Source organism: Brevundimonas subvibrioides (assembly GCF_027271155.1).
GTDB classification, from domain to species: domain Bacteria; phylum Pseudomonadota; class Alphaproteobacteria; order Caulobacterales; family Caulobacteraceae; genus Brevundimonas; species Brevundimonas subvibrioides_D.
In genome coordinates, this window is record NZ_CP114542.1 from 2747179 (window position 1) to 2771750 (window position 24572).

A 24572-nucleotide genomic window follows, 5' to 3' on the forward strand; every position below is an offset into this window, starting at 1 on the left:
CCGGAGGAAGCGCTCGCCCGCATTGACACAATGCGCGGCCCTGCAGCATGACGAAGCGCTCCTCGCCGGGCGGAACGGGACGAATCGACAATGCGCGTGACCATGATCGGCACCGGCTATGTGGGCCTGGTGTCGGGAGCCTGCTTCGCCGACTTCGGCCATACGGTCGTCTGCGTCGACAAGGATCCATCCAAGATCGAGCGGCTGAACGCCGGCGAGATTCCGATCTTCGAGCCCGGCCTGGACCAGCTGGTCGCCGACAACGTCAAGGCCGGGCGGCTGTCGTTCACCGTCGACGGGTCCGAGGCCATCCGTGATGCCGAGATCGTCTTCATCGCCGTGGGCACCCCCACCCGGCGCGGCGACGGCCATGCCGACCTGTCCTATGTCTATGCGGCCGCCGAGGAGATCGCGGGGCTGGTCCAGGACTTCACCGTCGTGGTGACCAAATCCACTGTCCCCGTCGGCACCGGCGACGAGGTCGAGGCCATCATGCGCCGCGCCAATCCGGCCGCCCAATTCGCCGTCGTCTCCAACCCCGAGTTCCTGCGCGAGGGCGCCGCGATCGAGGATTTCAAACGCCCGGACCGCGTCGTCATCGGGGTCGAGGACGAACGCGCCCGCGCCTTCATGGCCGAGCTGTATCGCCCGCTCAGCCTGAACGAATTCCCGGTCGTCTACACCTCGCGCCGGACGTCCGAACTGATCAAATATGCCGGCAACGGCTTTCTGGCGATGAAGATCACCTTCATCAACGAGATCGCCGACCTGTGCGAAAAGGTCGGCGCCGACGTCCAGCAGGTCGCCAAAGGGATCGGGCTGGACGGCCGGATCGGCTCCAAATTCCTGAACCCCGGCCCAGGCTACGGCGGGTCGTGCTTTCCCAAGGACACCATCGCCCTGGTCCGCACGGCCCAGCAGTACGGCGCGCCGATCCGCCTGATCGAGACCACGGTGGAGGTCAACGATGCGAGGAAGCTCGCCATGGCCGAAAAGATCCGCACCGCCATGGCCGGTCCCGGCGGCGACATCGCGGGCAAGACCGTCGGGGTGCTCGGCCTGACGTTCAAGCCGAACACCGACGACATGCGCGACAGCCCCAGCCTGGCCATCATCCCCGCGCTGCAGGCCATGGGTGCCACGGTCAGGGCCTTCGACCCCGAGGGCATGAAGGAGGCCCGCCACCTGCTGGCCGGCACCACCTTCGTCAACGGCGCCTATGAGGCCGCCGACGGGGCCGACGCCCTGGTCATCCTGACCGAATGGGACCAGTTCCGCGCCCTCGACCTCAGCCGCATCGCCGGAACGATGACGAGGCCCCTGCTGATCGACCTGCGCAACGTCTACCGCGCGCACGAGGTGACGGCCGACGGCATGGAATATGTGGGGATCGGCAAGCCGTAGGCCTTTCGGCCCTGCCGGCATGGGCCCGGGACCCTAGCGGTCGATCACGACCACATCGGCCTTGTGATCCGGCGCGGCAGTGTCGGCCGCTGGCAGATCGAGAAAGCGCCAGACGTGGTCATACAGGCCGTCGCGGGTCAGTGTGCTGTGGTTCGAACCGACCATCCGCACCATCCGCTTGGGCGATCGTGCAAGATCGAACAGTGTCTGTCCCTGGGCGAATGGAATGACGGAGTCGTGGTCTCCGTGAACGATGAGGACGGGCATTCCGACCTGATCGATGATGTCTCGTGAGCGATACTGGTCCAGCATCAGCCATCGCACCGGAAGCCACGGCCACGCCTTGGCGGCGATGTCGGCCGTCGAGGTGTAGGGGGCCTCGAGAATGAGCGCCCTGGCCGGACGCTCGATCGCGAGCCGGGTTGCGACCCCCGTGCCAAGCGAGAAGCCGTGGATGATGATGTGATCAGCCGGCGTGCGTCGAACCAGCCAGTCATAGGCGGCTCTGGCGTCGGTATGCAGGCCTGCCTCGCTGGGCCTGCCAGTCGACCCGTCATGGCCGCGATAGCCGATGGCGAGAAAGCCCACCCCCTCCTCAGCGATCCGACTGGAACGACAGCCCACCGCCCTGACCGCCGAAGAACAGAAGTGTCGGACGGCCCGGCTGGGGCGGCAGATACCATGCGACCAGCGTCTCCTGATCCGGAGTGTTGATCTGCACGACCTCGATCGGCGGCCCGTTTGCGTCTGGCGTCCGATTCCCGTGGACGATGGGATAAAGCATCTCCCTCTGGGTGAAGAAGACGACGCCGAGGACGAGGACATAGGCGACCAACACCACGCCGAGCAGGATTCCCCCGGCGCGCAGCCACCACGCGAGGATCGTCGGACGTTTGCGCCTCACAGCGCCTTCACGATCCCCTCGACCATCTTCTTGGCGTCGGCGAAAAGCATCATGGTGTTGTCGCGGAAGAACAGCTCGTTCTCGACCCCGGCATAGCCCGCCGCCATGCCGCGCTTGATGAACAGGACGGTGCCGGCCTTCTCCACGTCCAGGATCGGCATGCCGTAGATGGCGCTGGTCGGGTCGGTCTTGGCGGCCGGGTTGGTCACGTCATTGGCCCCGATGACGAAGGCGACGTCGGCGGTGGCGAACTCGGCGTTGATATCTTCCAGCTCGAACACCTCGTCATAGGGCACATTGGCCTCGGCCAGCAGGACGTTCATGTGGCCGGGCATGCGACCGGCGACGGGGTGGATGGCGTATTTCACCTCGACCCCCTCTTCCTTCAGCTTGTCGGCCATCTCCCGCAGGGCATGCTGCGCCTGGGCGACCGCCATGCCGTAGCCGGGGACGATGATGACCTTCGACGCGTTCTTCATGATGAAGGCGGCGTCGTCGGCCGAGCCCTGCTTGACCGGACGGGTCTCGACACGGGCCTCTCCCGCCGGACCGGAGTCGCCGCCGAAGCCGCCCAGAATGACGCTGATGAAGCTGCGGTTCATCGCCTTGCACATGATGTAGCTGAGGATCGCGCCCGACGACCCGACCAGGGCCCCGGTGATGATCAGGGCGATGTTCTCCAGCGTGAAGCCCAGCGCCGCGGCCGCCCAGCCGGAGTAGGAGTTCAGCATCGACACCACCACCGGCATGTCGGCCCCGCCGATGGGGATGATCAGGGTCGCGCCCAGGACCAGCGACAGGGCGAAGATGCCCCAGAAGGCCCAGACCGCCGTGCCGCCCGATCCGATCAGCAGGCCGATCAGCAGCACCAGCGCCAGGGCCAGGCCGATGTTGATCAGGTGCCGCGCCGGCAGGATGATCGGTGCGCCGCTCATGTTTCCGTTCAGCTTGGCGAAGGCGATGACCGAGCCGGTGAAGGTGATGGCCCCGATGGCGACGCCCAGCGCCAGTTCGACGATCGACTGCACCTTGATGCCGCCCATGCCATCCGAAATCCCGAAGGCCTCCGGCGCATAGACCGCCCCGACCGCGACCAGACAGGCCGACATCCCGACCAGCGAGTGGAAGGCCGCGACCAGCTGGGGCATGTCGGTCATCTTGACCTTCGAGGCGATGAAGGCCCCGCCCCCGCCGCCGACGATCACACCGGCCGCCAGCAGAGCCAGGGTCACCGGATCCAGCGCGCCCGTCGTGCCCAGCGTCAGCAGCGTCACGCCCACGGCGATGGCCATGCCGATCATGCCGAAGGTATTGCCCTGACGGCTCGTCTCCGGGCTCGACAGCCCTCGCAGGGACAGGATGAACAGGACGCCCGCCGCCAGATAGGCCAGGGCCGCGATCGATGCGTTCATTCCATTCCCCTCAAATTCTTTCCGTCACGCCCTGCGCCGTCCGCGCCAGCCGCCACAGGGCGGCGGCGATGAACAACGGGCCCAGAAGCACCATCGCCCAGTCCCACGACATCATCGGCCGGTCCTGCACCACGATCCGGGTCAGGATGCCCGAGAACAGCATGACCACGCCGCAGTCGCGCCAACGCAGCTTCTGGATCGCATTCTTCTCGCCCAGCCAACTCCACAGCCACATGGCCAGCCCGACGCCCGTGGCGATCCACGACGCCGTCCAGGCGATGGAGCCGGGGGACAGGTTGAACGCGTCGTGGATCACTGCGCGGCCTTGGACTCGACCTTGGCCGGCCGTTCCTTCTTCTTGTACATGGCCAGCATCCGCCGCGTGACCATGAAGCCGCCGAAGATGTTGACGCTGGCCAGGGTCACGGCCACGACGCCCGCCCCCTTGGCGATCCAGGCGTTCGGCCCGGCGACATTGCCCGACACGGCCGCCGCAGCGATCAGGCCACCGACGATGATGACGCTGGAAATCGCATTGGTCACGGCCATCAGCGGCGTGTGCAGCGCCGGCGTCACCGACCAGACGACATAGTAGCCGACGAAGATCGCCAGCACGAAGATGGCCAGGCGAAAGACGGTGGGATCGACGTGTTCCATCAAGCAGCTCCTCGTTCCGGTCTAGCGAAGCGTCGATCAAGGGATGCGAGCATCAGCAAGGCAGCACCGAAGCCGATGCCAATGATGAGCCCCGGCAGCGCCCCCAACGAGGTGCTCCAGAGCATTGGCCCGGAGACCGTCTCACCGGACAGCTTCGCGAATTCGAAGGTCTGGACGTAACCTGAGATCGCAAAGAAAGGCCCTGCCGCAATCGAGCACCAGCCGATGACTGTTAGGGTCCAGCGAAGGATCATCCCCGCACCCCTTCGTGCACCACCGCCCCGCCGTGCGTGACCACCGACGCCTTGAGGATCTCATCCTCCAGATCGAGCGTCAGCGCGCCGTCCCTGATCAGCAGACCCGTGAACGCCACCAGGTTCTTGGCATAGAGCGCCGAGGCGTCCGACGGGATGCGTCCCGGCAGGTTGGTGTAGCCGACGATCGAGACCCCGTTCGCGGTCGTCACGACCTCGCCGGGCTTCGATCCCGCGACATTGCCGCCCGCCTCGACCGCCAGGTCGATCAGCACGCTGCCCAGCTTCATCGAGGCCACCTGTTCCGCACTCACCAGCACCGGCGCGGCGCGGCCGGGGATCAGGGCCGTGGTGATGACGATGTCCTGCTTCTTGATGTGTTCGCCGGTCAGGGCCGCCTGTTTGGCCTGGTATTCAGGCGACATCGGCTTGGCATAGCCGCCGGCGGTCTGGGCGTTCCTGAACTCCTCGTCCTCGACCGCAAGGAATTTGGCCCCCAGCGATTCGACCTGTTCCTTGGTCGCGGGCCGGACGTCCGTGGCGGTCACCACCGCGCCCAGCCGCCTTGCCGTGGCGATGGCCTGAAGCCCCGCGACGCCCACGCCCATGACGAAGACCTTGGCCGGGGCGACCGTGCCCGCCGCCGTCATCATCATCGGAAAGCCCTTGCCGTAGGCATAGGCCCCCTCGATCACGGCCCGGTATCCGGCCAGGTTGGCCTGGGACGACAGGGCGTCCATGACCTGGGCCCGGGTGATCCGGGGCACGAACTCCATGGCGAAGGCAGTGACATTGGCCCCGGCCATGGCCGCGACCGTGTCCTTTTCGCGATACGCGTCCAGCATGGCCACGACCACCGCGCCCGGCTTCATGGCGCTGACTTCCTGCGCCGTCGGTCCGCGCACCTTGAGGACCAGGTCGGCCCCTTCCAGCACGGCGCGGGTGTCCGGCTTCACCGAGGCTCCGGCATCGGTGTATTCGCTGTCGGGAATGGCGGCCCCCAGGCCGGTGCCGGCCTCGACCGTCACCGTGGCGCCCAGGCCGATCAGTTTCTTGACGGTTTCCGGAGTGACGGCGCAGCGCGTCTCGCCCTCACGGCGTTCCCGGGTCACGGCGATGGCAACGGCCAAGCGAATCTCCCCCATCCGAAGCGGATCGATCGACGTTAGGCGTTGGAAGGCGACGGCGTCAAAGGTGAACCGCTCTCAAGGCGCGAGATGCCACGCGTCGAGCGTTGGCGAACATTCCGGCGCTCAAGGCGCGAGCGACCGCGTCGCGAGCGTTAGCGCCTCGAATTAGTGACCTGCCTTCTTCCCGCCTTTCAGGAAGAAGAAGCCGGCCGCGCCGACGACGGCCGCCGAGATCAGGCCGCCGACGATGCTGCCGCCCGGCTGGAAGGCCAGGGTCAGGAACAGCAGGACGCAGGCCACGATCAGCGAGCCCCACTTGGCGAGGTCCTGGAACAGGGCCCAGGTCGAGGCCTGTTCCTCGATCGTCATCGTGCCATGCACATAGGCCTCCGCATCATGATCGGCGGCGTCGTGCAGGGTGTCGTGATGATGGTCGGCCATGAGAGGGGTCCGGTGGTGAAAGCGTTGTGGCGGGTCTTATAGCGACAGGGGCGTCAGGCTCAAGGCTTTCAGCCTGCCTTGGCGTGGGCCAGCATATACTCTCGCAACACACGGTTGACGGCCGTCTGGTATTTCGGCTCCACGCTCTTGAACCAGGCGACCACGTCGGCGTCGAGGCGAATCGTCACGGCCTGCTTCTCGGGGCGATAGAACAGACCGCGCTTGGCCCCCGACCAATCGCGCACCGGCGGAATATCGCTGTAATCGATGTCTTCGTCGCGCATGTTCGCCAGAGCTTCCAGCTCAGCGGAAATGTCCCTCGTCGCCTCTTTCATAGGCTCTTATCTCCAGTCTGTCGGCCCGACGGGCCGAGATGATCCGGACGTAGAGTTCGCCATCTTCGTCCAGCCAGGTGTGGGCTACGAAGAGAATGGTCGCCACGCCTACCCTACCAACAGTCCTCCAGCGCTCTTCTCCGGCGACGGTACGATCGAACACTGTCACGGATCGAGGATCGTCGAAGACCCTCATGGCGACGTCGAAAGCGACACCGTGTTTGGCGAAATTTGCCTTGGCCTTTTCCGGATCCCAGTCGAACTTCATCCAAAGCTCGCCGTACTTACAATTTTGTATTTACAATTTCAAGCCAACGCCTCGAACTGATCAACCAGCCGTTCCAGTCTCTGTGTCCCGATGGCCCAGAAGGCCGGGTCGCGCGGGTTCAGCCCGAACGGCTCCAGGGCCTCGACATAGGTTCTGGTTCCGCCTGCGGCCAGCAGCTCGCGATACAGTGGCGCGAACCCGTCCGGGTCCTTTCGCCGCGTCTCCATCAGCGCCGCGACCAGCAGGTCGCCGAAGGCATAGGCATAGACGTAGAAGGGCGAGTGGACGAAGTGGCTGACATAGCTCCACCACGTCTCATAGCCGGGGTTCAGCGTCACGGCCGGGCCCAGCGACGCGCCCATCTCCTCGAGGAACAGCTCACCGAGCCGGTCGGCCGGGACCTCTCCCTTCGCCCGCTCGTCGTGGAACCGGGTCTCGAATCGATGGAAGGCGATCTGGCGCACCACGGTGTTCAGGCCGTCCTCGATCCGCCCGGCCAGCAGGCCCCGCTGCTCGGCCCTGGGGGCGGTCGCCAGCAGCCGGTCGAACGTCAGACCCTCGGCGAAGATCGAGGCGGTCTCCGCAAGGGTCAATGGCGTGTCGGCCAGAAGGGTCCCCTTCCCGGCCGCCAGGGTCTGGTGCACGCCATGGCCCAGCTCATGCGCCAGGGTCAGGACGTCGCGTCGCTCGCCCATCCAGTTCAGGAAGACATAGGGGTGACGATCGGCCGTCACCGGGTGGGCATAGGCCCCCGACTGCTTGCCGGCCCGCGCGCGCGCGTCGATCCACGGCTGATCGAAGAACCGCCCGGCGCGGTCGGCGAACTCGGACCCGAGATCGCCGAAGCTTTCCAGCACCAGTTCGCGGCCCTGCTGCCAGTCGAACCCGCGCGGGGCCGTGGTCTCCAGCGGCGCATTGCGGTCCCACTGGTCCAGCGTCGTCTTGCCCAGCGCCTTCGCCTTCAGCGCATAGTAGCGGTGCGACAGTTTCGGATAGGCGGCGGCGACTGCATCGGCCATGGCGTCCACCGCCTCGCCGTCGACCTCATTGGCCAGGTGACGGCTGTCGGCGGGACGTTTGAAACCGCGCCAGCGGTCCTCCATCGCCTTTTCGGCCGCAACGGTGTTGAGCGTGAGCGCAAGTGTCGAGGCCCGTGCCACCAGGGCGGCGTTCAGCCCCTCGGCCGCAGAGCGACGCCTGGCCTCCTTCGGATCGGACAGCTGGTTGAGCGCTTCCGACAGCGTCAGACTCTCCTTGCCGCTCTCGACCCGCAGCGCCGCCAGTGTCTCGTCGAACAGACGGGGCCACTGGGCCGCGATCGGCATCCGTTCGGCGATGAAGGTCTCCAGCTCGCCCGACAGCTCATGCGGCTTCATGGCCCGCACGCGCCGCAGCCAGGGCCGCCACTTCGCCGCGCCGGCATCGGCGGCCAACGCCGCCTCGATCTCGGCCTCCTCCAGCTGATTGATCTCCAGCGTCAGCCAGACGGTCGGGGTGGCGATGGTGGTGATTTTCTCGCGCAGGTCCGCCTCGAACCCCTGCGCCCCGGCATCGTCGCGCGCGGTCGAAGCGGCGAGGAAGGCATAGGCTCCAAGCGCGCCCAGCCTTTCTGAAGCCTGTTCATAGAGGGTGATCGCCCGGTTCAGGGTCGCCCCCAGCGCCTCCGGATCGCCGCGATTTTCGACGAACCGCCCTTGCAGCGCATTCATCTCGGCCACGCCCTGTCGAGCGGTCTCCAGATCGGCCGCGATCTTCGCATCGGTTCGCGAGCCATACAGGTCGGACAGGTCCCACAGCGGGGGCTCGGCGGGATCGGAATGGGGCGGGGCTTTGAAGGGCGCGTTCATGCCTCTCGTTGTGGGGTCACGGGCGGCGCGGCGCAACGGCCGAAAGCCGCCAGACGAACGGCATGGATCGTCGCACGCTGGGCCATACCCTCAGGAGTTCGCCCCATGACCTATCGAATCGAAGCCCTGCCCATCGCGCCGTTCGCGCCCTTTTTCACCATGACGGATGCCGAGCTGGCCGCCGTCGGCGCGCGGCGCTGGGTCGCCGACGCACCCGGCCGGGCCCCCTGCCGCGTCAGCTTGCGCGACGCCGAGGCCGGGGAACGGCTGGTTCTGGTCCATCACGTCCATATGACTGATCCGTCCTCGCCCTATCGCGCGTCCGGCCCCATCTTCGTTCGTGAGGCCGCCGTCGAGGCCGAGCCCGTCGAGGGGCCCGCGCCCGAGATGCTGCGCAAACGCCCGTTGTCGCTGCGCATCTACGATCGCCGGAACATGATGCTGGAAGGTCTCGTCATCGACGGCACCGAGCTGGATGCCCGTCTCGAGGAATGGTTTGGCCATCCGGCGACCGAACAGGTCCATATCCATTTCGCGCCCCGCGGCTGCTACCTCGCCCGGGCCGTTCGTCAGGAACCATCGCTTCCCTAAAGGCGGGGTCTGGGTCAGATACGCTGCCGGGACGGGCAAGGGGCAGACCATGATGACAGAGACCACGGATCAACACGGCGCGGGCCGCGACACGCTGGGCCAGACCGGAGACCGCCGGACCATCGGGCTGGCGCGACTGGTCATCGGGCTGGTCCAGGGCGTATTGCTCTACGGGCTGTTCCAGTCGACCGAGGGCGGCCCGCCTACCTGGCCCGCGACCGAGCCGGCCGTATTCGGTCCATTGTTGATCGTGTCCCTCTACCTGCCGCTGGTCCTGCTCGCCGGCGTGGGTCGGCTGAGGCTGCTGACCCTCGGGATCTGGGCCGCCGTCACCACCGTCATCCTGGCGCTGCTGGCCCTGCACGACATTTCCCGCCAGACCGCCGGCCTGGGCACGCCGCTGACCTTCGGCCTCATGGCCTTCGGGGCAACGGCCCTGTTCATCGCTCACCATCTGATTGTCCCGGCCGACCGCGAGCGACGTCTGTTCGCCACCTATGCCGCCTATTTCGACGTCGCCTGGATGGCCGGGGTCCAGCTGGCCCTGTCGGTCGCCTTCGCGGGAGCCTTCTGGTTGCTGCTGTTCCTCGGGGCGGCTTTGTTCAACATCATCGGCCTGAGTTTCCTCGGCGATCTTCTGAAAGAGGCCTGGTTCTCGCTGCCGCTGACGAGCCTCGCCTTCGCCACGGCCGTCCAGCTGACGGATGTCCGTGACGGCCTGATCCGGGGCGTGCGCACCGTCGCCCTGATGCTTCTGTCCTGGCTCCTGCTGGTCCTGACCGTGCTGGTCGGAGGATTCATGGCTGCCCTGCCCTTCACCGGGTTGGACGGCCTCTGGGAAACCGGCAGCGCCACGGCCCTGGTCCTGGCCGCTGCCGGTGCCCTGATCATCCTGATCAACGCCGCCTATCAGGATGGTCGTGCGGACAACCTGCCGCCGTCCGTGCTCCGGATCGCCGTGCGCGTCGCCTCGGTCCTGCTGACGCCGCTGGTCCTGATCGCCTTCTGGGGCCTGTCCTTGCGTATCGGTCAGCACGGCCTGACGCCCGACCGGATCATCGCCGTGGCCTGCGCCCTGGTCGGTCTGGCCTATGCGGGAGGTTACGGCTTCGCGGCGCTCAGGACCTTCTGGTCGAAGGGCGACTGGATGCAGCCGCTGGAACGCACCAACATCGCCACCGCCGTGCTTCAGGTGGCCATCATACTGGCCCTGTTCAGTCCGCTGGCGGACCCCGCCCGGCTGTCGGTCGCCGATCAGGTCGCACGGCTGCAGGCGGGCAAGGTCACGCCACAGGCTTTCGACTACGCGTTTCTTGCCTTCAACAGCGGTCGTGTGGGCACCGCGGCACTGGACCGGCTGATCGCCTCCCCGGACCCCGAGGTCGCCAAGCGTGCCCGGGCGGCCAAGGACGGTCTGTTCTCCGACGACCCGGCGACCGAGACGTTCGTCCCAGCCATCGAGACCCTGCCCGGTGAGGCCGCTCTGCCCGACGCCTTCCTGGCGACGCCGGCGTTGGACGACCCCAGGCGCGCCTGTACCCTCCCCGGCCTTTGTCTCGCCACCCAGCGCGATATGAACGGACAGCCGCCGCTGGAAATCCTGCTCGTGCAGGTGGACCGCATCACGCTGTTCGCGCGCGAGGACGGCGATGCCTTCGTGCCTGTCGGCGACTACCCGATCCCGACCTGCGCCGGGTCGCCACCCGGCGATGCCCGGCAGCTGCTGCGGGACGGCGACCTGGTCCCGGTCGCGCCGGGCGGCTGGAAGGATCTGGCGGTCGAGGGACGCGGGTCATCGACCCTGTCGACCAACGCCTTCCCAATCCCGCCGCCCTGTTAACCGCCCGCACACCACGCCCTCTCACCCGATCTTCACCGCGCAGGACCTAAATCCGTGCCGAAACGAGCCAGTCGCGCCTGCCTGTGCGACGGCCGATCCGGTTGATGAGGGTGCCCAATGGCCAAGACCGTTCTGGTGGTCGATGACGATCCGACCCAGCGCCGCCTGGTTCAGGCTGTGCTGGACCGCGAAGGCTATGTCGTCGTGCACGCCGAATCGGGCGGCGAGGCCATCGACCGCCTGACAAAGGGCGGTGGGGCCGACGTCGTCCTGCTGGACCTGGTCATGCCGGGTATGAGTGGCATGGAGGCCCTGGCAGAGATCCGCACCGCCGGCGTGACGGCGCCCGTCATCGTCCTGACCGCCAATGGCGGGATCGAGACCGTGGTCAAGGCCATGCAGGCCGGGGCCCAGGACTTCTTCATCAAGCCAGCCAGTCCGGAACGCATTCTGGTCGGCATCAGGAACGCGCTTCAGCTGACCCAGCTGACCGCAGAGGTCGGTCGGCTGAAGAAACACGTCGCCGGCCGCGTCACCTTCGCCGATCTGGTCGGCGACAGCCGTCCGATGCAGATCGTCAAGCAGCTCGGCGCGCGCGCCGCCAGATCGTCCATCCCCGTGCTCATCACAGGCGAAAGCGGCGTGGGTAAAGAGGTCATCGCCCGCGCCCTGCACGGTGCCTCCGAACGCTCTGGCAAGCCGTTCGTGGCCGTCAACTGTGGTGCCCTGCCCGCCAACCTGGTCGAGTCGATCCTGTTCGGCCACGAGAAGGGCGCGTTTACCGGGGCCTCGGAAAAACACCTCGGAAAGTTCATGGAGGCCAACGGCGGCACCCTGTTCCTGGACGAGATCGGCGAACTGCCGCTGGATATGCAGGTGAAACTGCTGCGCGCGCTGCAGGAAGGCGAGATCGACCCGGTCGGCTCCAAGCGATCGGTCAAGGTCGACGTCAGGATCGTCTCGGCCACCAACCGCGACCTGTCGACGGCCGTAGCCGGGGGCCACTTTCGCGAGGACCTCTTCTATCGCCTGAACGTCTTCCCCATCGAGGCCCCGGCCCTGCGCGAACGCCGCGAGGATATCCCCGCGCTGATCGATCACTTCATCGGGCGTTTCAACGTCGAGGAAGGCAAGCGGATCGCCGGTGCCGCCCCCGAGACCCTGGCCCTGCTGACCGCCTTCGACTGGCCCGGCAATGTGCGCCAGCTGGAGAACACCATCTATCGCGCCATCGTCCTGGCCGATGCGCCATTCCTGCAGCCGCATGACTTCCCGGCCATCTCGGGGATCGCGATGCCGCTGGAACCGCAGTCCCGGCCCTCGGCCGCGATCGCCGAGAGCTATGCCGACCTGTCGCCCCTGCCCGAACAGCCCATCCGGATCCTCGATGAACGGGGACACCTGCGCACGCTGGAAGACATCGAGCGCGACCTGATCCAGCACGCCATAGAGGTTTATGCAGGCCATATGTCCGAGATCGCGCGCCGTTTGGGCATCGGTCGCTCGACGCTGTATAGAAAGGTCCGCGAGCAGGGACTGGAAGGCTCGCTGAAGGAAGCCTCCTGAACGCACTGTGGCCTAAGGGCCGCACCGTGCAACCCGGACGTGTCGCCGACATGATCGGCCTCATTGACGCCGCGACGGATACCGATAGCAGGGTCGTGTAACAACGACCGCCGGACAGGGCTGCCTCGCGCTGGTCTTGAAACGTCGGGCCTTTCCTTCGTTCTGTCCGGACCGTTCCATGACCATCGCTGCCGCCCTGCTATATGCGCTTGCCTCGGGCACCCTTCAGACGATGCCGGTGCAGACCGCGCCGCCCCGGACCGCGCCGGTGCCCGCGACCCGGGACGAACAGGACGCTCAACCCACGGGCGCGCCGGCCTCCAGCGCGGACGGGGACGTCGTGGACGACGTCCTCGTGTCGGGCACCAAACCACGCGGCAGCGTCCGCGGCGATATCGAACCTGACATTACCCTGACCTCCGAACAGCTGGCGGCTTATGGCGCGACGAACGTCGCCGAGCTGTTGGCGGCGGTCGAACCGTTGACCCGCAGCGGGCGCGGGCGTGGCGACGGCGGTCCCGTCGTCCTGCTGAACGGGCGCCGCACCTCGGGTTTCCAGGAAATCCGGGGCATCCCGTTCGAGGCGATCGAGCGGTTCGAGATCCTGCCGGAAGAGGTCGCCCTGACCTACGGGTTTGCCGCCGACCAGCGGGTGGTCAACATCATTCTGAAGGCCGACTTCCGTCAGGGCTCGCTGCAGGGGCGCGTCAACGGACCGTCGCAAGGGGGGCGCACGACGACGGGTGCCCAGATCAGTGCCTTCCAGGTCAATGTCCGCGACCGCTGGAATTTCGAGCTGGAGCAGACCCACAACACCGCCTTGTGGGAAGACGAGCGCGACATCACCCGCTCGCCGGGCTCCCAACCGTTCGACCTGATCGGCAATGTTGGAGGTATCCGCTTCCCCACCCTGGTACAGCCGAACCCGCAACCTCCGTACGAAATCGATCCAGCCCTTTCGATGCTGGCCGGAACGCCTGTCACCTATGCCGCAAACCCCGGCGTATCCAACCCGACGCTGGCACAGTTCGCGGCCGGCGCGAACGCGCCTCGTACAGGCGACCTCGGTGCCTATCGCACCCTGCTGCCGCGCGGCGACGCCACCCGTCTGACCACATCCTGGGCCCGCGACCTGAACGAGACCATCAAGGGCACGGTCAGCCTGACCCTGAACGACACTGCCAGCTTCAGCTATCTGGGCCTGCCGGGCGTGACGCTGCAGGCTCCCGCAGGGCGGAACGGGTCGCCGTTCTCGCGTGAGGTGAACGTCTATCGCTACATCGCCGACCCGGGTGCGGTGACCCGCGATAACGAGACCCTGACCGGCAATCTGGGTCTGCTGCTGGACGGATACGTCGGCGACTATCGCTGGACCCTGTCCGGTGCCTATGACCGGGTCGAGACCGACACCACGACCGGCAGCGGCCTCGACACCAGGGCAGCACAGGCCGCTGTAACCGCGGGAACGCTGAACCCCTTCGGGGCCCTGGCCGCCTCCAGCTTCACCCGCCGGGTGGACACCGCCAACGCCGTTGCCAGCGGCGGCAACCTTGAGGCCGTCCTCACCGGCGACCTGTTCGACGCTCCGGCGGGCGGCGTGAACGCGACCATCAAGCTGGGCGGCGACACCCGCACCCTCGATGCCGAAAGCTCGCGGTATAACGACGCCACCGGGACCAATGTCTTCAGCAGCCGCTCGATCGGCCGCGACCGCGCCTATGGCACTGTCAACTTCACCCTGCCGGTCTCGGACCCCAGCCGCGAGATTCTGGGCTTTCTCGGTGACCTGTCAGTGAACTTCAACGCCGGTTACGATCATGCCTCGGACTTCGGCGGTCTGACGACCCTGGGCGCAGGGTTCAATTGGGTGCCGGCCGACCCGTTCAGCGTCATCGTCAGCTATACGGACGAGGAGGGCGCGCCGACGATCCAGCAGCTGAACGACCCGGTCATCACCACGCCCAATTCTCCCGTGTTCGACTACCGCACCAACAAGTCGGTGCTGATCAACCGGATCGACGGCGGAAATGCCGGGTTGAGCGCCGACAATCGCCACGTCTGGAAGGTCGGCCTGAACTTCAAGCCCTGGTCGACCCAGGATTTCAGCGTCAGCACCAACTACACCAACACTGTGATCGAGAACGCCATCAGTGCCTTCCCGACGATCACGGCCGATCTGGAAGCCGCCCTGCCGTCGCGCTTTACGCGGGTCGCCGGAGAGCTGGTTTCGATCGATGCCCGCCCGCTGAACTATGCAGAAACGCGCCGCGAGGAACTGCGCACCGGCTTCAACTTCTCGCGCGCCTTTGGAACGCCGACATCTCCGGCAGCTGGCGCGCCGGGTGCTGGCGGCTTTGCGGGCCTGGGCGGCGGTCGGCCCGGTGGTGCGGGTGGCCCGCCTCCGGGTGTCGGCGGCGGTCAGGGGCGTCCCGGCGGCGGCCCCATGATGATGTTCGGCGGCGGCGGCGGACGCGGCGGCTTCGGCGGCGGGCAACCGGGTCAGGGTCGCTTCAACGTCTCGATCTATCACACCTACCGTTTCGCCGATCAGATCGTGATCGCCGACAGCCTGCCGGTGCTCGACCTTCTGGACGGGGCCGCGACCGGATCGCGCGGCGGCACGCCTCGCAACGAGCTGCAAATCCAGGGCGGGGTGTTCAGGAACGGCCTGGGTGCCTTCGTCAACGCCAACTGGCTGCAGGGCACAGAGGTCGACGGAGGGCTCGGAGGATCGGATCTGACGTTCAGCTCGCAGACGACCGTGAACCTGAACGTCTTCGCCGACCTGTCGTCGCGCCCGACCTGGGTGGCGAGATTCCCCTGGCTGAAGGGTGCGCGCATCAATCTGGGTGTCCAGAACCTGTTCGACAGTCGCCAGGACGTGCGGTCCTCGACCGGCGACGTCGCGCTGAACTACCAGCCCGACTACCTGGACCCGCAGGGCCGGATCATCAGCCTGACGTTCCGCAAGATCCTGTACTGATCAGTCGGTCTGGGGCGGCTTGCGCTGCCCCCACCGGCGCTTCGGCACCTCGCCGTTCGCCTTCAGGGTGATCTCCTTCAGCTTGCGGCCCTGCATGGCCGACAGGGCCTGGCCCGGTGCACCCTTTTCCGGATCACCGAAGGCGCGGCCATAGGTCTTGATGCGGTCCGTGACGCCCTCGATGAACTCGCCCTCCCAGTCGGACAGGGCGATCCCCGCCTTGTCGGCGGCGCGTTTGGCGCGCTTGAGGGCATTCAGGGCCTTGCGACGCGCAGCCTCCTGCTCGGCCTCGAAGGGGCTCGGCGCGGGCTTGTCCTTCTTTTGAAACCCGGATCCGGTCTTGAACCCGGTCGAGCGCTTCAGGGACCCGCCCCCCGTGTTCCGGGGCTGGGCCTTCGGACCGCCCGGGAGGGGCGTCCGCTTCAGGTTCAGATCTCGCCGAGCGCCGACAGATACAGGTCCAGGATCGCGTCCTCTTCCTGTCGCTTGGCCTTGTCCTGCTTGCGGATGCGGATGACCTTGCGCAGGATCTTGACGTCATAGCCTTCGCCCTTGGCTTCGGCGAAGACCTCCTTCTGGTCGGCCATGATCGCAGCCTTGTCCTCTTCCAGGCGCTCGATCCGCTCGATGATGGTGCGCAGCCGACCCTGGGCGGCCGAGTTCAGAACGTCGGGCGAAGCATCGAACGAGGCGTCGTCGGCCATAGGTAAAGGTCCTTCGGGCGCTATCGCTCGGTGCGCGGCACCTCGCTGCTTGAGCGCGTTGTGAAAACGAGCGGCGACGCTAACCATGTCCCGGCCATAGGCTCAACGCCGGACACGAAAAAGGCCGCGGACAAGGTCCGCGGCCTGTGGATAGACCATCCGACGCTCAGGCAGCGCGAGACCGCGCCGCGCGCGCCAGGACGTCAGCCCTGCTTCGCCTTGAAGCGCGGGTCGGTTTTGTTGATCACGAAGACGACGCCCTTGCGGCGCACGACCTTGCAGTCGCGGTGGCGGGTCTTGAGCGACTTGAGCGAGCTGCGGACCTTCATGGTCGGACGTCCTAAAGCGAAGCGAAAACAGAAAAGCCGCAAGGGAGCCCCAGCGGCGGAGGCGTGCGTATAGCCATGGCCCCTGCCTGCGTCAAGCCGGACAGGCCTATTGCCTGTTCTGCTCGCCACCCGAAAGCACGGCGGCTTCGTCGGGCGACACGGCCGCGCCGACATCGGCGGCCGAGGCCCCCTCCATCGCTTCCGGCGTCGGCGTCACGCCGCCGTCCCTGGGCAGTTCGGTCGGGCCGCCGACGGACGGGGCCGTGGTGGACCGGATCTCCTGCTGCGGTTCGGCGGCAGCCGTCTTTTCCCCGGCGGCAGGCTGGCAGGCCGCAAGGGCGAAGGCGGTGATGGCGGTGACGGAAGCGACGGTCAGGATGCGCATGGTCGGTCTCCTCGAATGGATCGGCGTTCGATGGCAAACGACCTGTCCCCGCGAAGGGTTGCGTTCCCGCCCTGCAGCCGTCAGTCGCCGACGAAATCCTGGGCGAACTCGGGCGCGTCGCCATCCTCGATGGGATCCTCATCGTCCGGTCCGGCGCGCGAGGGATCCGGCACCTCGAACCCGGTGGGCAGCGACAGGTCCAGCAATCCTGCCGCCTTCATCTCCGCCGCGCCCGGCAGGTCGTACAGGCTCGCCAGTCCGAAATGCTCCAGGAACCGGTCTGCCGTCGCATAGGTGACCGGCCGGCCCGGCGTCCGCCTGCGTCCCCGCAAGCGCACGAACCCCATCTCCAGCAGCAGGTCCAGAGTGCCGCGCGAGATCGACACCCCTCTCACGCTCTCGATCTCGGCCCGGGTGACCGGCTGATGGTAGGCGATGATGGCCAGGGTCTCGAGCGCAGCCTTGGACAGGCGGCGCGGCTCCTCGCGCTCTTCCGTCATCAGGAAGGACAGGTCGGCCGCCGTCCGGAAGACCCAGCGGTCCGCGACACAGGCCAGTTCGACGCCCCGGCCCTCGTAACGTGCCCTCAGCGCCGAAATAGCCCGACCGGCGTCGGCCCCCTCCGGCAGGCGGCGCGCAATGTCGGCAGCGGACAGCGGACCGGCGGCGGCGAACAGCAGCGCCTCGACGCGTCGCTCGATCTCGGCCTCGTCGGGGGTAAAGGTCAGGTCGGTCACGGCGTCAGCTCCAGACCGTGGCCGAGCCCTCGCCGCTTCAGCCACACCTCGTCGAAAGCCTTCTCCTGACGGACTTCCATGGCCCCTTCCTTGACCAGCTCCAGGCCGGCGGAGAGGGTGGAGGCCATCAGGGAAGCCTGGGAGGGACCCACTCCGTCGCGGACGGGGGCCACCCACTCCAGCGAGGTCCAGTCGGACAGCTGCGGCAGGATGTGACGCAACCAGTCGCGCGCCTCCTCCAGTGGATAGGCCTCGACCCTCTGGCCGGGATTGTAGTGCCGGGCCTGTTCCCGGCGGCGCTGCCCCACATAGGCGGCCATCAGCTCATACAGGCTGGCATCGATCCGGTCGGACGGCACGATCACCGTCGCCTGGGGATCGCCCCGCATGAAGAAATCGCGCTTCAGCTGCGGCCGGGCCTGCAGGGCCTCCGATGCCTTGCGCATCGCCTCCAGCTTCTGCAGCCGGAAGGCCAGGGCGGCCGCCATCTCCTCGGCGGGCGGTTCGTCGCCCTTGCCCTGGTCGGTGCGGGGCAGCAGCAGACGGGATTTCAGATAGGCCAGCCAGGACGCCATCACCAGATAGTCCGCCGCCAGCGAGAAATTCCGCCGCCGCGCCTCGTGGACGAAGGCCAGATACTGTTCGGCCAGCCGGGTGATCGACAGCTTCAGCAGGTCGACCTTCTGGTTCCGCGCAAGGGCCAGCAGGACGTGCAGCGGCCCTTCATAGCCGTCCAGATCGACCACGAAGGCGTCACGGTCATCGACCTCGGCCACCGCCGTGAAATCCAGATTGGGCTGGAAGGTCTCAGACATCCCGGTGGAGCCTGACGCGCAGTCGTGTTGCTTGATGCGGATTCATGCCTGGGCCTCGCCGACGTCCGGACCCTTCGCCGCGGTCAACCGCCCGGCCAGCATGGCATCGAACCGGCCGCGCGCCTCGGACACGTCCAGCGGCTCGGGCGTATGGACGATCCGGGCCAGGGCCGCCGCCGCGCGCCGGGCCGCCCCGCCCTTCAGACGACCGACCCCCTCGGCCACCTCACGCATCTGGGCCAAGTCCCCGTTCCAGTGGATGACCAGATCGCACCCGGCCTTCAGGGACTTTTCCGCCCGCTCCGTCAGGGTGCCGGACAGGGCATTCATCACCAGATCGTCGGATAGCAGCAGGCCACCGAAGCCCAGACGATCGCGGATCATCCGGATGGCTTTCCTCGACTGGGTCGCCGGACGCTTCCGGTCGATGGCGGTGAAGACGATGTGGGCGGTCATGCCGATCGGCATGTCGGACATGGCCTTGAACGGGGCGAAGTCCCAGGCATCCAGCGCCTCCAGCCCGGCGTTGACCGTGGGCAGCTCCTTGTGGCTGTCGGCGAAGGCGCGGCCGTGGCCGGGCATATGCTTGATGACGGGCAAGACGCCGCCCGCCAGAAGCCCTTCGGCCACAGCGCGGCCCAGCTGGGTCACCGTGGCCGGATCCTGCGCATAGGCGCGGTCGCCGATGATGTCGTGAGCCCCCGCCGTCGGCACGTCCAGAACAGGCGCGCAATTGATGTTGATACCGACCGCCTTCAGGTCATGGGCCATAAGCCGCCCGCCCAGCCGGGCCAGTTCGCGGGCCGTCAGGGGATCGTTGGTGGCCTTCAGATAGGCGTCACCCGGCGGATATTTCGGCCAGTGGGGTGGACCCAGCCGCTGGACACGCCCGCCCTCCTGATCGACCAGAACCGGCGCGTCCCAGCCGACGCTGTGGCGCAGGGCCTCTGTCAGTCGCAACACCTGTTCGGGGCTGTCCACATTGCGCCGGAACAGGATGAAGCCCCACGGCCGGGCGTCGGCGAAGAAGGCGCGTTCTTCCCCGGTCAGCACCAGCCCGGAACAGCCATAGATGGCGGCGGTGGTCACCGCCCTATCGCACCAGGCAGTCGCCGCCGCCGGCCTTGATCGCCGAGCAGAAGCTGCGGGCATCCTCGGCGCTCAGGCCAGTGAAGGTGGTGCGATAGACGGTCGAGCCGTTGGACGCTGTCACCTCCTGCACCCGCTTGGTGGCGTTCCGCGCAAACTGCGGGAAGCGCGCGGCCATGGCGGCGTATTCGCGGTCGGCGATGACAGTCGAGGAAAACGCACCGATCTGCACGGCGGCCGATCCGCCCGCGCCGTTGGCGGCGGCGGGCGGGGTCGTCGTGGTCGCCGGGGCAGGGCGGGTCGGAGCGGAGGTGGTGGCCGGGCGCGTCACAGGCGGGGTCACGGGCCCGGCCACCTCGATCGGGCGCGGCAGAGGACGGGGCCGGGGCGTTTCGGGCGGAGGCGTGAAGGCGGGTGGGGTGGTCACGTCCTCGGCCTGGTCGTACAGGCCGACGCCCGCTTCCGGGTCGATGGGCTGGGCGTCCTCGGTCGGGGCGACGCGGATCTGGGCCACCGGCGTGCCGATCGCCGGCGGGGCATCGTTCGAGGACCGCAGGCCCGAGCGATAGAACAGCACGACCGCGATGATCAGGACCAGCAGAACCCCGGCACTGACGATCAGGGTGACGGGAGGAGCCTTGGCCGGCGGGCCGCGGCGCGCATCGAAGCCACCCCGGTTGAACGGCAGGTCGTCGTCGGTGGGAGGCGTATAGGCACCGCGTTCCCGGGGGCGGTAATCGTCGTCGTGGGACATGGGGTTCCGTCTCCATCGGACCGGGCGCGAATCGTTGCGGCGGCTGCCCAGTCTAGCCCGTCCCGACCCCGTCGTAGAATCAGAGATCGAGGCCAATGTCGAGGTTGAACAGCCTGGAATGTTCCTCGATCGCATAGCGGTCCGTCATGCCCGCAATATAGTCGCAAACAGCGCGGGCGCGGCGAGCCTCCGTGCCTTCGGCAGAGAAGGCCCATTCGGTCGGCAGAACCTCCGGCTCGGCCATGAACAGGGTGAACATCTCCGCCAGGATGCGCCGGGCCTGGCTGCGGGTCCGGTTGACGCGATAGTGGCGATACATCCGCTCATACAGGAACCGGCGGAGCACCCCCAGGTCGGCCAGCATGCCGGGCGAGAACTGCACCAGGGCACGCGGTGCGGTCCGAACATCCTGAACCGAGCCGATGCGGTGTTCGGCCAGCAGGCGGGTGGTCTCGGCCAGCACGTCATCGACCATCACGCCAATCATGCGCCGCACGGCCTCCAGCCGGATCATGCGCTCATCGACATCGGGCCAGTCGCGGCGGGTATCGTGCAGCACCGGCCCGATCAGCGGCACGTCGGCCAGATCGGCCAGCGTGAACAGGCCGGCCTGAACCCCGTCGTCCACATCGTGGTTGTTGTAGGCGATGTCATCGGCGATGGCAGCGCACTGGGCCTCCAGCGAGGCAAAGCCGTCCAGCGACAGGTCCCAGCCCCGGCCATAGTCGGCGATCGCCTTCCACGCCGGATCGTCCAGCCGGTGCGAGACGGGGCCGTTGTGCTTGATGACGCCTTCCAGCGTCTCCCAAGTCAGGTTCAGCCCGCGCCAGGCCGGATAGCGGACCTCCAGGTCGGTGACGACGCGGAAGGTCTGGACGTTATGATCGAACCCGCCCCAGGCCACCATCCGGGCCTGCAGCTCGTCCTCGCCCGCATGGCCGAACGGTGGATGCCCCAGATCATGGGCCAGGGCGATGGTCTCGGCCAGGTCCTGATCCAGCCCGAGCGCATGGGCCAGGGACCGGGCGATCTGGCTGACCTCCAGGCTGTGGGTCAGGCGGGTCCGGTAATGGTCGCCCTCGTGCGCCACGAAGACCTGGGTTTTTTCCTTCAGCCGACGGAAAGCGGTGCAGTGGATGATCCGGTCGCGGTCGCGGGCGAAGGCACTACGCGTCCGGCTGGGGGTCTCGGGGATCAGCCGCCCGCGCGAAGTCTCGGGCGTCTCGGCATAGGGGCTTCGCAGGCGATTATGGCTCACGGTGTCAGGCTTCATCCGTCCGGCCTTTGCGAACCGGCCTTTGCGGTCTCATATAGGGCACCATGACCAGCGTCCAATCCGAGGCACCAACCTTCACCCTGTCGACGCGTGCGCCCGAGGGCATCGTGCTGGCCGATAGCGCGGCCAGACGTCTGGCCAGACTGGCCGAGGTCGAGGGCCACCCCGTCCTGCTCCGTGTCGCGGTCGAGGGCGGCGGCTGTTCGGGCTTCCAGTACCGGCTCGATCTGGTGGAAACGGCCGAGGCCGACGACATCCGCATCGAGACGGCGGGTCAGGCGGCCCTGATCGATCCGGTCTCGGTGCCGTTTCTCAAGGGTTCGGAGATCGCCTGGGTCGACGAGCTGGCCGGTGCCCAGTTCGTGATCCGCAATCCGAACGCGGCCACCAGCTGCGGCTGCGGGGTCAGCTTCTCGATCTAGCCACGATCGGCCCTAGATCGGCATCCGCATGATTTCCTGATAGGCCTGGATCACCTGGTCGCGGACGGCGATGACGGTTTCCAGAGAGGCCTCGGCGCTCGAGACGGCCGTAACCATGTCGATCATCGATCCCTGACCCTGAACCGCCTGGGTCATCTGCGTCTCGGCGGCCCGGGTCTGGTTGGTCATGTCGCCCATGACCCCCTGCAGCATCTGCGAGAAGTCGGGGCCGCCCGTGACGGTAGCCCCGGCACCGGTTTCACCGGCACCCTGGGTGGCCGCATAGGCCCGTGCCGCCATCAAGGGGTTCATCGTTCAGCCTCGCCTAGCGTTTCAGGATATCGAGGGTGCGGCTTGCCATCGTCCGCGCGGTCTCGATCACGTTCAGATTGGCTTCGTAGGCCCGCTGGGCCTCGCGCATGTCCATGCCCTCGATCAGGGTGTCGACATTGGGACGCAGCACATAGCCGTCGGCATCGGCGGCGGGATGCGACGGATCGTATTCGCGGCGGAAGTCGCTTTGGTCCGGGCGGACCTCGGCCAGGGAGACTCCGGTCGCGCCGTCGATCTGGCGCGCCTCGAATACGGGGATCTGGCGGCGATAGGGCTGGCCGCCTGCCGTGCGAGCGGTCGATTCGGCGTTGGCGATATTCTCGGCGATGATCCGCATGCGCGACTGCTGCGCCGTGAGGGCGGAGGCCGCGACGGCCATGGCGCTGTTGCGGGGCGCGCCGTTTCGGCCATTGACGGGATCGCTCATCTACCGGGCACCTTGGCGGCGAGGCGCAGCATCGACATCGACTTCTGGTACAGGCCGATGGCGGCGTCATAGGCCATCCGGCTCTCGGCCATCTTGAGCATCTGCTCCTCGACCACGACCGAGTTGCCATCCAGCGTCGTTTCCGAATCAGGAGACGCCGAAGAGGTGAACCGGGCGACCGGGGTTCCGCTCGTCAGGTGGGCGGCATTGGTCCGCGACATGGTCAGACCACCCCCGTTCCGCAGCGCCGCCGCGAAATCGGTCGGGGTCTTCAGGTCCTTGGCCACATAGCCGGGGGTGTCGGCGTTGGCGACGTTCTGGGCCACGACCCGCTGGCGCTCGTCCAGCCAGGACAGACGGCCCTTGATCTGGCCCAGCAGAGGTATGTCGGCGACGCCCATCGGGATCGTCCTCGTGGTCGATAGGCAATAAATGCCGTCTGTGTGGTTAACGGGGGGTTATCTAAACGCGGCGTTAACCCTGATCGTTAAGTCTCGGAGAGGTTTCCGGGGCCGCACAGCATGAACTTCCTCGATCTCGCGCGCGCCATCTTTGGCCTCGCCTTCACTCTCGGCCTGATCGGCCTGGCCGCCTGGGCGGCCCGTCGCTATGCGCCCCAGATCATGGCCAGGCTGAGCGCCGAGCGGGGCGAGCGACGGATGACCGTGGTCGAGACCCTGGTTCTGGATCCGGCGCGGCGGCTGGTTCTGGTCAAGGTCGACGATGAGGAACGGCTGATCCTGCTGGGCGAAGGCCGCGAGTTGATCGAGCCGCGGGGTCCCGGAGTCGCATCATGAAACTCAAGGACATCTTCACGGTTCCTACTCGGGCAGAGCTGAAAAACGCGCTCAAGCTTTCCCTGCTGACGACCCTGATCTGCCTGGCCTGGCCCATCGCCGCCTTCGCACAGGATGCCGCAGCGGCCGCACAGTCCGGCGCGGCGATCAACCTGGACCTCGGCACCGGTGCCGGGCTGACCGAACGGGTCGTGCAGCTGGTCGGCCTGATGACCGTCCTGTCGCTGGCCCCGTCGATCGTCATCATGACCACCAGCTTCGTGCGAATCATCGTCGTCCTGTCGTTGCTGCGGACCGCGCTGGGCATGCAGCAGTCGCCGCCGAACGCGGTTCTGGTGTCGCTGGCCCTTTTCCTGAGCGCCATCGTCATGGCCCCGACCTGGCAGGACGCCTATGATTCGGGCATCCGGCCGCTGATGGATCAGCAGATGGAACTGCCCCAGGCGTTCGATCTGGCATCGGAACCTGTGAAGACTTTCATGCTGGCCCAGGTGGACCAGGGAGACCTGGCGCTGTTCACCCGATTGAGCCGGATCGAGGTCCCGACCCAGGCCGCCGACCTGCCCCTGCGGGTGGTCACCCCCGCCTTCATGATCTCGGAGCTGAAGAAGGCCTTCGAGATCGGATTTCTCCTTTTTGTTCCGTTCCTTGTGATCGATCTGGTGGTCGCCAGCGTGCTGATGTCCATGGGCATGATGATGCTGCCGCCGGTGGTGATCTCCCTGCCGTTCAAGCTGATCTTCTTCGTGCTTGTGGACGGGTGGAGACTCGTCGCCGGAAGCCTTGTGGAAAGCTTCAGACAGGCCTCCGGGGCGGGGTGAATCCCCACCCTCAAAGGCTTTCCGCTCCGATGGCGCTTGCAAAGTCGCCCA

At 67.1% G+C, this 24572-nt stretch carries 31 protein-coding genes; 8 read left to right on the top strand and 23 right to left on the bottom strand.

Features of this window, described 5'->3' with window-relative positions; translation table 11 throughout:
* Window positions 1-90 precede the first annotated feature (90 nt).
* A complete protein-coding gene (locus O3139_RS13610; RefSeq protein ID WP_269514625.1) occupies window positions 91-1404 on the top strand; it encodes a UDP-glucose dehydrogenase family protein in 1314 nt (437 codons plus the stop codon).
* A 33-nt stretch (window positions 1405-1437) separates the two neighbouring features.
* Here the strand turns inward: O3139_RS13610 and O3139_RS13615 are convergent, their stop codons facing one another.
* From O3139_RS13615 to O3139_RS13665, 11 genes are all read right to left on the bottom strand, one after another.
* Window positions 1438-1992: an alpha/beta hydrolase gene (locus tag O3139_RS13615; protein WP_269514627.1), complete on the bottom strand. Its 555-nt coding sequence runs from the start codon at window positions 1990-1992 to the stop codon at window positions 1438-1440.
* 7 nt (window positions 1993-1999) lie between these two features.
* A complete protein-coding gene (locus tag O3139_RS13620; RefSeq protein WP_269514629.1) occupies window positions 2000-2308 on the bottom strand; it encodes a hypothetical protein in 309 nt (102 codons plus the stop codon).
* Complete coding sequence (locus tag O3139_RS13625; RefSeq protein WP_269514630.1) at window positions 2305-3720, bottom strand: NAD(P)(+) transhydrogenase (Re/Si-specific) subunit beta; 1416 nt, start codon at window positions 3718-3720, stop codon at window positions 2305-2307. The genes O3139_RS13620 and O3139_RS13625 overlap by 4 nt, the downstream gene beginning before the upstream one ends.
* 10 nt (window positions 3721-3730) lie before the next feature.
* Window positions 3731-4036, bottom strand: coding sequence for a hypothetical protein (locus tag O3139_RS13630; RefSeq protein WP_269514632.1), 306 nt, complete (start codon window positions 4034-4036; stop codon window positions 3731-3733).
* A complete protein-coding gene (locus O3139_RS13635; RefSeq protein WP_269514634.1) occupies window positions 4033-4377 on the bottom strand; it encodes an NAD(P) transhydrogenase subunit alpha in 345 nt (114 codons plus the stop codon). Before O3139_RS13635 ends, O3139_RS13630 begins: the two co-directional genes overlap by 4 nt.
* Window positions 4377-4631 carry a hypothetical protein gene (locus O3139_RS13640; protein WP_269514636.1) on the bottom strand — a complete coding sequence of 85 codons (255 nt, stop codon included), beginning with the start codon at window positions 4629-4631 and terminating at the stop codon, window positions 4377-4379. Before O3139_RS13640 ends, O3139_RS13635 begins: the two co-directional genes overlap by 1 nt.
* Window positions 4628-5761 carry a Re/Si-specific NAD(P)(+) transhydrogenase subunit alpha gene (locus tag O3139_RS13645; protein ID WP_269514638.1) on the bottom strand — a complete coding sequence of 378 codons (1134 nt, stop codon included), beginning with the start codon at window positions 5759-5761 and terminating at the stop codon, window positions 4628-4630. The genes O3139_RS13640 and O3139_RS13645 overlap by 4 nt, the downstream gene beginning before the upstream one ends.
* Window positions 5762-5926: 165 nt before the next feature.
* Window positions 5927-6202 carry an aa3-type cytochrome c oxidase subunit IV gene (locus O3139_RS13650; RefSeq protein WP_269514640.1) on the bottom strand — a complete coding sequence of 92 codons (276 nt, stop codon included), beginning with the start codon at window positions 6200-6202 and terminating at the stop codon, window positions 5927-5929.
* A gap of 68 nt (window positions 6203-6270) precedes the next feature.
* Window positions 6271-6486, bottom strand: coding sequence for a BrnA antitoxin family protein (locus O3139_RS13655; RefSeq protein ID WP_269514641.1), 216 nt, complete (start codon window positions 6484-6486; stop codon window positions 6271-6273).
* A 19-nt stretch (window positions 6487-6505) separates the two neighbouring features.
* Window positions 6506-6805 (bottom strand): BrnT family toxin, encoded by a 300-nt coding sequence (locus O3139_RS13660; RefSeq protein WP_269514642.1) that lies wholly within the window; start codon window positions 6803-6805, stop codon window positions 6506-6508.
* A gap of 38 nt (window positions 6806-6843) precedes the next feature.
* Window positions 6844-8652, bottom strand: a complete 1809-nt coding sequence (locus O3139_RS13665) for a M3 family oligoendopeptidase (protein ID WP_269514644.1) — start codon at window positions 8650-8652, stop codon at window positions 6844-6846.
* Between the two features lie 105 nt (window positions 8653-8757).
* Between O3139_RS13665 and O3139_RS13670 the strand changes: the two genes are divergently transcribed.
* From O3139_RS13670 to O3139_RS13685, 4 genes are all read left to right on the top strand, one after another.
* On the top strand, window positions 8758-9243 hold the full coding sequence (locus tag O3139_RS13670; RefSeq protein WP_269514646.1) for a DUF1203 domain-containing protein: 486 nt from the start codon (window positions 8758-8760) through the stop codon (window positions 9241-9243).
* A 49-nt stretch (window positions 9244-9292) separates the two neighbouring features.
* Window positions 9293-11083 carry a DUF4153 domain-containing protein gene (locus tag O3139_RS13675; RefSeq protein WP_269514648.1) on the top strand — a complete coding sequence of 597 codons (1791 nt, stop codon included), beginning with the start codon at window positions 9293-9295 and terminating at the stop codon, window positions 11081-11083.
* A 117-nt stretch (window positions 11084-11200) separates the two neighbouring features.
* Window positions 11201-12649, top strand: coding sequence for a sigma-54-dependent transcriptional regulator (locus O3139_RS13680; protein WP_269514650.1), 1449 nt, complete (start codon window positions 11201-11203; stop codon window positions 12647-12649).
* A gap of 178 nt (window positions 12650-12827) precedes the next feature.
* A complete protein-coding gene (locus O3139_RS13685; protein ID WP_269514652.1) occupies window positions 12828-15632 on the top strand; it encodes a TonB-dependent receptor in 2805 nt (934 codons plus the stop codon).
* Here the strand turns inward: O3139_RS13685 and O3139_RS13690 are convergent, their stop codons facing one another.
* The 9 genes from O3139_RS13690 to O3139_RS13730 form a co-directional block, all read right to left on the bottom strand.
* Complete coding sequence (locus O3139_RS13690; protein WP_269516495.1) at window positions 15633-15890, bottom strand: hypothetical protein; 258 nt, start codon at window positions 15888-15890, stop codon at window positions 15633-15635.
* Between the two features lie 170 nt (window positions 15891-16060).
* A complete protein-coding gene (locus O3139_RS13695; RefSeq protein WP_269514654.1) occupies window positions 16061-16336 on the bottom strand; it encodes a DUF2312 domain-containing protein in 276 nt (91 codons plus the stop codon).
* Window positions 16337-16539: 203 nt separating this feature from the next.
* The gene (gene ykgO, locus O3139_RS13700; RefSeq protein WP_008263184.1) at window positions 16540-16665 is read right to left on the bottom strand and encodes a type B 50S ribosomal protein L36; all 126 of its coding nucleotides are present in this window, start codon (window positions 16663-16665) and stop codon (window positions 16540-16542) included.
* Window positions 16666-16771: 106 nt separating this feature from the next.
* Entirely contained in the window at window positions 16772-17050 is a 279-nt protein-coding gene (locus tag O3139_RS13705) for a hypothetical protein (RefSeq protein ID WP_269514658.1), read from the bottom strand.
* An 80-nt stretch (window positions 17051-17130) separates the two neighbouring features.
* Window positions 17131-17787, bottom strand: coding sequence for an SMC-Scp complex subunit ScpB (gene scpB / locus O3139_RS13710; protein ID WP_269514659.1), 657 nt, complete (start codon window positions 17785-17787; stop codon window positions 17131-17133).
* Window positions 17784-18602 carry a segregation and condensation protein A gene (locus O3139_RS13715; RefSeq protein ID WP_269514660.1) on the bottom strand — a complete coding sequence of 273 codons (819 nt, stop codon included), beginning with the start codon at window positions 18600-18602 and terminating at the stop codon, window positions 17784-17786. Before O3139_RS13715 ends, scpB begins: the two co-directional genes overlap by 4 nt.
* A gap of 42 nt (window positions 18603-18644) precedes the next feature.
* Window positions 18645-19691, bottom strand: coding sequence for a beta-N-acetylhexosaminidase (nagZ, locus tag O3139_RS13720; RefSeq protein WP_269514661.1), 1047 nt, complete (start codon window positions 19689-19691; stop codon window positions 18645-18647).
* Between the two features lie 4 nt (window positions 19692-19695).
* Window positions 19696-20445, bottom strand: a complete 750-nt coding sequence (locus O3139_RS13725) for an SPOR domain-containing protein (RefSeq protein WP_269514662.1) — start codon at window positions 20443-20445, stop codon at window positions 19696-19698.
* 79 nt (window positions 20446-20524) lie between these two features.
* Complete coding sequence (locus O3139_RS13730; protein ID WP_269514663.1) at window positions 20525-21718, bottom strand: deoxyguanosinetriphosphate triphosphohydrolase; 1194 nt, start codon at window positions 21716-21718, stop codon at window positions 20525-20527.
* Between the two features lie 47 nt (window positions 21719-21765).
* On the opposite strand from O3139_RS13730, the gene erpA reads away from it, so the two are divergent.
* Window positions 21766-22143 (top strand): iron-sulfur cluster insertion protein ErpA, encoded by a 378-nt coding sequence (gene erpA / locus O3139_RS13735; RefSeq protein WP_269514664.1) that lies wholly within the window; start codon window positions 21766-21768, stop codon window positions 22141-22143.
* A 12-nt stretch (window positions 22144-22155) separates the two neighbouring features.
* Here the strand turns inward: erpA and O3139_RS13740 are convergent, their stop codons facing one another.
* From O3139_RS13740 to O3139_RS13750, 3 genes are read right to left on the bottom strand one after another with little or no spacing between them, the layout of a single operon-like run.
* Window positions 22156-22455, bottom strand: a complete 300-nt coding sequence (locus tag O3139_RS13740; RefSeq protein ID WP_269514665.1) for a flagellar hook-basal body complex protein FliE — start codon at window positions 22453-22455, stop codon at window positions 22156-22158.
* Between the two features lie 13 nt (window positions 22456-22468).
* Window positions 22469-22903, bottom strand: coding sequence for a flagellar basal body rod protein FlgC (flgC, locus tag O3139_RS13745; protein ID WP_269514666.1), 435 nt, complete (start codon window positions 22901-22903; stop codon window positions 22469-22471).
* Window positions 22900-23304 (bottom strand): flagellar basal body protein, encoded by a 405-nt coding sequence (locus O3139_RS13750; RefSeq protein WP_269514667.1) that lies wholly within the window; start codon window positions 23302-23304, stop codon window positions 22900-22902. The genes flgC and O3139_RS13750 overlap by 4 nt, the downstream gene beginning before the upstream one ends.
* Window positions 23305-23424: 120 nt before the next feature.
* Here O3139_RS13750 and O3139_RS13755 point away from each other — a divergent pair, with 120 nt between their 5' ends.
* Together O3139_RS13755 and fliP are read left to right on the top strand one after the other, a co-directional pair.
* Complete coding sequence (locus O3139_RS13755) at window positions 23425-23700, top strand: FliO/MopB family protein (RefSeq protein WP_269514668.1); 276 nt, start codon at window positions 23425-23427, stop codon at window positions 23698-23700.
* Window positions 23697-24521 (top strand): flagellar type III secretion system pore protein FliP, encoded by an 825-nt coding sequence (fliP, locus tag O3139_RS13760; RefSeq protein WP_269514669.1) that lies wholly within the window; start codon window positions 23697-23699, stop codon window positions 24519-24521. The genes O3139_RS13755 and fliP overlap by 4 nt, the downstream gene beginning before the upstream one ends.
* The last annotated feature ends 51 nt before the right edge of the window (window positions 24522-24572 follow it).

Excerpts from the sequence above, each read along its gene's own strand:
- O3139_RS13670 (WP_269514646.1), top strand. The coding sequence starts at position 8,758 with ATGACCTATCGAATCGAAGCCCTGCCCATCGCGCCGTTCGCGCCCTTT.
- fliP (WP_269514669.1), top strand. The coding sequence starts at position 23,697 with ATGAAACTCAAGGACATCTTCACGGTTCCTACTCGGGCAGAGCTGAAA.
- O3139_RS13725 (WP_269514662.1), bottom strand. The coding sequence starts at position 20,445 with ATGTCCCACGACGACGATTACCGCCCCCGGGAACGCGGTGCCTATACG.
- O3139_RS13715 (WP_269514660.1), bottom strand. The coding sequence starts at position 18,602 with ATGTCTGAGACCTTCCAGCCCAATCTGGATTTCACGGCGGTGGCCGAG.
- O3139_RS13650 (WP_269514640.1), bottom strand. The coding sequence starts at position 6,202 with ATGGCCGACCATCATCACGACACCCTGCACGACGCCGCCGATCATGAT.
- O3139_RS13685 (WP_269514652.1), top strand. The coding sequence starts at position 12,828 with ATGACCATCGCTGCCGCCCTGCTATATGCGCTTGCCTCGGGCACCCTT.
- O3139_RS13680 (WP_269514650.1), top strand. The coding sequence starts at position 11,201 with ATGGCCAAGACCGTTCTGGTGGTCGATGACGATCCGACCCAGCGCCGC.
- O3139_RS13755 (WP_269514668.1), top strand. The coding sequence starts at position 23,425 with ATGAACTTCCTCGATCTCGCGCGCGCCATCTTTGGCCTCGCCTTCACT.
- O3139_RS13610 (WP_269514625.1), top strand. The coding sequence starts at position 91 with ATGCGCGTGACCATGATCGGCACCGGCTATGTGGGCCTGGTGTCGGGA.
- O3139_RS13635 (WP_269514634.1), bottom strand. The coding sequence starts at position 4,377 with ATGGAACACGTCGATCCCACCGTCTTTCGCCTGGCCATCTTCGTGCTG.
- O3139_RS13705 (WP_269514658.1), bottom strand. The coding sequence starts at position 17,050 with ATGCGCATCCTGACCGTCGCTTCCGTCACCGCCATCACCGCCTTCGCC.
- O3139_RS13695 (WP_269514654.1), bottom strand. The coding sequence starts at position 16,336 with ATGGCCGACGACGCCTCGTTCGATGCTTCGCCCGACGTTCTGAACTCG.
- O3139_RS13730 (WP_269514663.1), bottom strand. The coding sequence starts at position 21,718 with ATGAAGCCTGACACCGTGAGCCATAATCGCCTGCGAAGCCCCTATGCC.
- ykgO (WP_008263184.1), bottom strand. The coding sequence starts at position 16,665 with ATGAAGGTCCGCAGCTCGCTCAAGTCGCTCAAGACCCGCCACCGCGAC.
- O3139_RS13655 (WP_269514641.1), bottom strand. The coding sequence starts at position 6,486 with ATGCGCGACGAAGACATCGATTACAGCGATATTCCGCCGGTGCGCGAT.
- O3139_RS13625 (WP_269514630.1), bottom strand. The coding sequence starts at position 3,720 with ATGAACGCATCGATCGCGGCCCTGGCCTATCTGGCGGCGGGCGTCCTG.
- O3139_RS13750 (WP_269514667.1), bottom strand. The coding sequence starts at position 23,304 with ATGGGCGTCGCCGACATACCTCTGCTGGGCCAGATCAAGGGCCGTCTG.
- erpA (WP_269514664.1), top strand. The coding sequence starts at position 21,766 with ATGACCAGCGTCCAATCCGAGGCACCAACCTTCACCCTGTCGACGCGT.
- flgC (WP_269514666.1), bottom strand. The coding sequence starts at position 22,903 with ATGAGCGATCCCGTCAATGGCCGAAACGGCGCGCCCCGCAACAGCGCC.
- O3139_RS13675 (WP_269514648.1), top strand. The coding sequence starts at position 9,293 with ATGATGACAGAGACCACGGATCAACACGGCGCGGGCCGCGACACGCTG.
- O3139_RS13660 (WP_269514642.1), bottom strand. The coding sequence starts at position 6,805 with ATGAAGTTCGACTGGGATCCGGAAAAGGCCAAGGCAAATTTCGCCAAA.
- O3139_RS13640 (WP_269514636.1), bottom strand. The coding sequence starts at position 4,631 with ATGATCCTTCGCTGGACCCTAACAGTCATCGGCTGGTGCTCGATTGCG.
- O3139_RS13665 (WP_269514644.1), bottom strand. The coding sequence starts at position 8,652 with ATGAACGCGCCCTTCAAAGCCCCGCCCCATTCCGATCCCGCCGAGCCC.
- O3139_RS13740 (WP_269514665.1), bottom strand. The coding sequence starts at position 22,455 with ATGAACCCCTTGATGGCGGCACGGGCCTATGCGGCCACCCAGGGTGCC.